Raw genomic sequence first — 6,000 nt, forward strand, 5'->3', positions numbered from 1 at the left:
GATGGGTTACACTTTTTCTTTAAATTGTATTAACAATCTAAGAACGGAAAGCGCTCAAGGTAAAAAACTATGCTTTTATAGCCTTTGAGTTTATCCTAATAAGTATTTTCAGTTTTGAGAAACGCCACGATTTCGAAAAATACCATGAGACGACACAGCCTAGCCACCTCTGCTTTTGCCCTAATTTTGTTTATATGTGCTTCTCAGGCCATGGCCCAGCTGCCAAAAACCGAGGGAAGCCCATTACCGAACACGTCATCCTTTTTCATACCTGACTACAAGGATGGTTTTACCACAAGGGGAGACGCATCGGCACTTTCAGAGCGCTGTTACCTCATTACTCAAGACCAGAACAATCGTTTCGGTCGCCTTTGGTGGAATACCAAATTAGACCTTAATCAGCCTTTCAGGCTTGATTTCATCATTTTTGCAGGCGACAAAGACGGCAGTGGCGCTGACGGATTTGGCTTCGTTTTGCAAACAGATCCCAGAGGTTTTGAAGCAACCGGTCGTGCAGGTGGTGGCCTAGGTTTTGGAGACTATCAGTTCGCCAATAAAATCGTCCCATCGGTCGGTATCGAATTTGACACATGGAGAAACACTGAGTGCCCAGGCACAGCTGGTGACGATCCTGCCCACGACCACACAGCTGTGGCATACAATGGCAATATCTGCGATCCGCAAACAAACGAGCTATCTACCAATAAAACGCCAAGAATACACCCTACTTTCGATAATGTTGAGGATAATTCTTGCTACGACTACGTGATTTTGTGGCAACCCAATGCTGACGGGACGCAAACGATTCAAATGTATGTCGAAGAGGAGTTGCGAATTTCCCACACGGCAGACATGATCACGACGGTTTTCGGTGGTGTCACCAACGTGAATTATGGTTTTACAGGATCAACAGGCGGTGCACGCAACGAACAAACTGTTTGTTTGAGTGGTGGCCAGCAGCCGCCCCTAACAGCGGAAGATAATTTTACCACGCCACAGAACACCAGTAAATTACTTCCTGTAAGGGCTAATGATATTGTTTTGAACCCTGATCTTGATTCACTGTGGACATTTACGATTTTAACTCCTGCAGCTAACGGCTCTTCCTACATTGATGGAGCCACGCTTGACATCATGTATACCCCAAATGTTGGATTTGCCGGACTAGACTCTATCCAATATCAAATATGTGACGTGCCAGTTGGCCGCTGCTACAGCCTTTGTTCTCCTGAGTGGGCTTATATTGATGTTCAGTGCGTGCCCTACAACTTCATGCTCGATAAATTAACCGACAACGAGCTTTGTAATGACGCACTTCCTGACAACGGGTCTGCCAGGGCCTACATTAGCTCGGCAACGGTTACCAGCACCAGTGTCAACATCTGGGAAGAGAAATTTAATGATTTGTCCACCAACGTCACGGTTGACAATGGAACGACTTCCTGGCTGCTGTCGGGCAGTGCAAATGGTTATGCAAAAGTTGTCAACAGTAGCGGAAATAAGAGATTCGAAGTAAATGATGCGGATCAGATTATTACGTGGACATCAGGAGCCATTACAACGACAGGGTATTCTAACGTAAAAATACAGGCGAGTATCAGTGAGGTAGGATCACTAGAAAGTAGCGACATTGTCAAGGCTTTCTACCAGGTGGGAACAAACGCCAGAGTTGAGTTTTTCAACAAATCTGACGATATATCTGGTGGCACAACATCTGCATCGGTGACCATTCCCGATGGCAGTTTGGGGTCAACCGTAAAGGTAATATTCGAATTCATTAATAGCAGCAACAGCGAATACTACAGCATTGATGATGTGCTGGTTACCGGAGACTCACCTCCGGCCACTACATTTGTAACTGCGGGCTACACCTTTAGATGGTACAATGGTGCCCCCGGAACTACTAATGCAGCTGACTTAGTTTATACCGGCGCTACCTACAACACCATGGCTGAAGGCACCTACACGGTGCAAGCAACTTCAACCTACGGATGCGATGCAACACCTCTAACAGTAACAATAGACAAGGTTACTGATGCTCCGGTTGTAGTGATCAACCAGGTGCAGGAAGTAACCAATTGCGCCAGCCCCAATGGTGTACTTGAGGCCTATGTGGATGTGAATGGAGTGCCTACGACAGCCGGTTACACGTTCCTATGGTATGTGGGTGTGGACTTCACATCAAGTTTTGCCACAGGCCCCACCGCCACCAACCTAAAGGCGCAGAACTATTCTGTCAGAGTAATCAACAATACAAGTGGTTGCGAAGCCGTAGAAGAAGAAACAGTGACCTCTACGCTTACCGCACCCACTGTCCAGGCCCAGGTAGACGCTAATGTTACCAGTTGTACAGCACCTAACTCAGGAGCCGTTTCGGCAAGCAGCGGAGGTGCTACGGCGGGCTTTACCTTCAAATGGTACAAAGGCAATAGTATCAAAGCTATCGCCGACTACACCGGCGCAAGTGTCACGAATCTTTCGGCTGGCTTTTATACTGTACAAGCGATCAATTCATCTGGCTGCGTTTCCGAAGGGATTACAGTAGAAGTCCAGAATCTTTCCGGAGGGCCGGCTATTGAAACAGAGTTTACAAACAACACTTCCTGTCGGGCCGACGGAAATGGAACAATCACTGCGACTTCCGGTGGCGAAACAACCGGGTTTACTTTTCAGTTTTTCACTGGACAAAATACAACCAATGATATCCCAGCTTACAAAGTAACTGGCGATAACGGCAATATTGCCACTTTGCTCACCGGTAATATTTACACTTTGAAGGTTACCGAAGATGCTACCGGTTGTTATACAACTGAGGAAATTACAATAACCGATATCCCCTCTGACCTTGCTATAGACCCTTCCCAAATTAACCTTAACTCCAACAAAGGTTGCGGGCCAACTGCTGACGGGTCAATCGATGCCTCTACAGCCATTTCCGGGGGAAGCACTGGCTCGTTCGACTCCAATGGCAACCCTGTTGCTATATCAAGTAGCTCAAATGGTGGTTTCGATCAGCCGGATATTTTTGGCCCAACCCCCGCTGCGCAAAGTTTTGTGGGTGGCGCAATCAAAACTTACAATTCAACCTTCGTGCCTGGCTGGCAAACAACTTCGCCTGACAACAGAATAGAAATTTGGTCAAGTGGTGCATTGGGAGTACCTGCCTATTCTGGAACTCAGTTTGCTGAAATCAATGCCAATAATGACGCTACGCTCTATTTCGACGTAGTTACCGTACCTGGTGTAACCATGAACTGGTCATTTGCTCATAGAGGTCGCTCGGGAACAGACTGTATTGCTCTCCTTATCAATGCTCCTGGTGCCACTGATGTTGAAATCGACCAGTTTTGTACAGGGAACACTGCATGGAGTTTATACTCTGGCTCCTACGTGGTACCAGCTGGTCAATATGTAACCAGATTCTTTTACAAGGCTGTGAGCACAGCCGGGGGCAACAAATCAGTTGGTAACTTTCTGGATGCCATCACATTCGAGGCTGCCGCCAACACCTTTGAGCTTTTCCTTGGAAATGACACTAACGGTGTTCCTATCAGCACTAATGAAACTGGCGTTTTCACCGGCCTTGATGAAGGCACATATTCTATCAAATTCCTGGATAACCTCACAGGCTGTTTTGTATCGGCTACCGACCTTGTGATTGATTTGGAGCAGGATGTACCAAACACCGTGGTTACAAAAGTAGACAATACCGGCTGTACTGTTGGAGACGGTGAAATTACAGTGGTATCGGAGTCACAATTTACGCCTTCGGGCGAACCCGCCGCTGGCTACACGATGGAATTGTGGCAGGGCGGCAGCAAAATAGATGAGGAGATTGGAGTGATGTGGCAAAATGCTACGCTCAAAGCAAGGCATACTTTCACCGGTCTCCTGAGCGGCACTTATACCGTAAAATCAACCAATCCGGCGAAGACCTGTACCTTCGAGCAGGACGTTACACTGGATGACCTCTCTGTTGACCCACAATTTGTGGTAACAGGCACGACCAACGAGCCCAATCATGGGTGCGACACGCCTGATGGCAGGCTTACCGTGCAAGTCGACGATGGAGCTGGTAATTTTGACGACCCTGCTGAATACACGTTTGAATGGTACCTTGGCAGTGTAGTTTCCGCACCAAACCTACTTGTAAACGGTGTTGACCCTGGGAATGGCTCTACTCCTGCAATTAGCAGCAACACTGTTACAGGACTTGCGGCTGGCTTTTACACAGTAGTTGCCACCAAAAACTCTGCTGGTTCTACGGGTTGCGAGTCGCCTCAATACACCCTTGAGGTTTCTGACGAAAAAACGATACCTGATATTTCCATTGCTGAAGATCAACCAGACATTTCCTGTGGTGGAGCTGGTACTGCCCAGCTTTCGGCATCAGTCACTGAGAATGGAACGCCGGACGTAACCGTTGGTTACACATTTGAATGGTTTACCGGAGCAACGGCCGGAACGGCCGGCACCGGTTTTGCAACCGGAACTCAAACTGCCGCTAACCTTTCTGCTGGTGAGTATACGGTGCTGGTTACAAACACGGCGACGGGTTGTGTGAACGACCTTACTTATGAAATTGACAGTAACCCGGTTAAGCCAGTAACAACACTTAATGTTAAGAATCCCAATACAAGCTGTTTGGTTGCCAATTACAATGGCGGAGCAACTGTTAATGTAAGCTTTAATGGAACGCCTGTAGCAAGCCCATCAGCTGCTGGATACACCTTTGTTTGGCGTGTTGGCAGTGGTACTGGAGGAGCGGTAATTTCTAATGGTAACAATGGCGCTATTGGTGGAAGTGTTACCGGAGCAACAACCGAAACCATTGGTGGTCTTAACGGCGGCCAATACACAGTTGTAGCCACTAACCCAACCACAGGTTGCGAAGCAGATCCTTTTGTTGTTACGATTGTTAACAGCCCCGTTTTGCCAAATATTGTTATCACCAAGCTGTCGGATCAAACAAATTGCGATGTTCCCAACAATGGTTCACTAAGTGCTGACGTAACTGTAAGCGGTACTCCTCAGCTTGGAGTTGGCTATACTTTCCAATGGTATGCTGGTGGTTCAGTAAGCGGTGCTGTACTTACAACGAACCGTCAGATAGATAATTTAGCTGCTGGTACCTATACCGTAAGAGTAACTAACCAATCGACAGGTTGTGTGCAGGTGCTTACTTCCTCTGTCTCCCAGGTTTTGGCTGACATAGACGGATCGGGAACTAAGGCTGACTCGGAAGACTGCTCTGGCAATGGCAGCATCACAATTACCAGTGCCTCCATAACAACTTCCGGGGCACCTGTGGTGGCTAATACAGAGGCGGCTATTCTGGCGAGCTACAACCTCACATTGCAGGATGCGTCCAACGCCGATATTACCGACTCTGACGCCGACGGCTCTGCGACTTTCAGTGGTCTGATGCCTGGCACCTACTATGTGGTGATTACCCACAAATCTTCCAGCTGTGATTCTGAAACGTTGCAGTTCGACATCGCCGACAATGCGGTTTCGCCTACCCTGTCGATCGCAGAGGATCAGCCTTCTTCAATTTGTCCGGGAGGCACTGGAGGTGACGGTGAAGCAACGGTGACTGTGACCAACGCTGGCGGCAGTACTGATTACACCTACAAGTGGCATACCGGCACAGACACTTCAACCCCCATCGACCCGGTGCTTAATACTTCAGCAGAAACAGCTACTTTGACGGGTGTTGCCGCCGGATTTTACACTGTGTTGGTAACGGACAATGCCTCTCTTGGTGATGGCTGCTTTGATACGGAGACGGTGGAGATAACTGCAGCTACTCCCACAATAGAGGTTGTTGCCACTACGGTCAACGCTTCTAACTGCCCCACACCGAACAACGGCTCTTACACCATTACTTCTGTTACTGAAGATTCAGGATCAGGTGCCACAGTAGTTGCTGCTGTTGCTGACTACACCTACGAATTCTTTAACAACGGTGGTGCTGTCATTCAGGCTGCTTCAACAACT

1 protein-coding gene is annotated in these 6,000 nt (G+C 48.1%); it reads left to right on the plus strand.

Features of this window, described 5'->3' with window-relative positions:
• Window positions 1-144 precede the first annotated feature (144 nt).
• Window positions 145-6,000 (plus strand): lectin-like domain-containing protein (locus RIG68_RS28460; protein WP_350130382.1); only part of this gene is annotated, 5,856 nt, incomplete at its 3' end.

Origin of the sequence: Imperialibacter sp., from assembly GCF_040222385.1 — a bacterium.
Classification (GTDB): Bacteria; Bacteroidota; Bacteroidia; order Cytophagales; family Cyclobacteriaceae; genus Imperialibacter.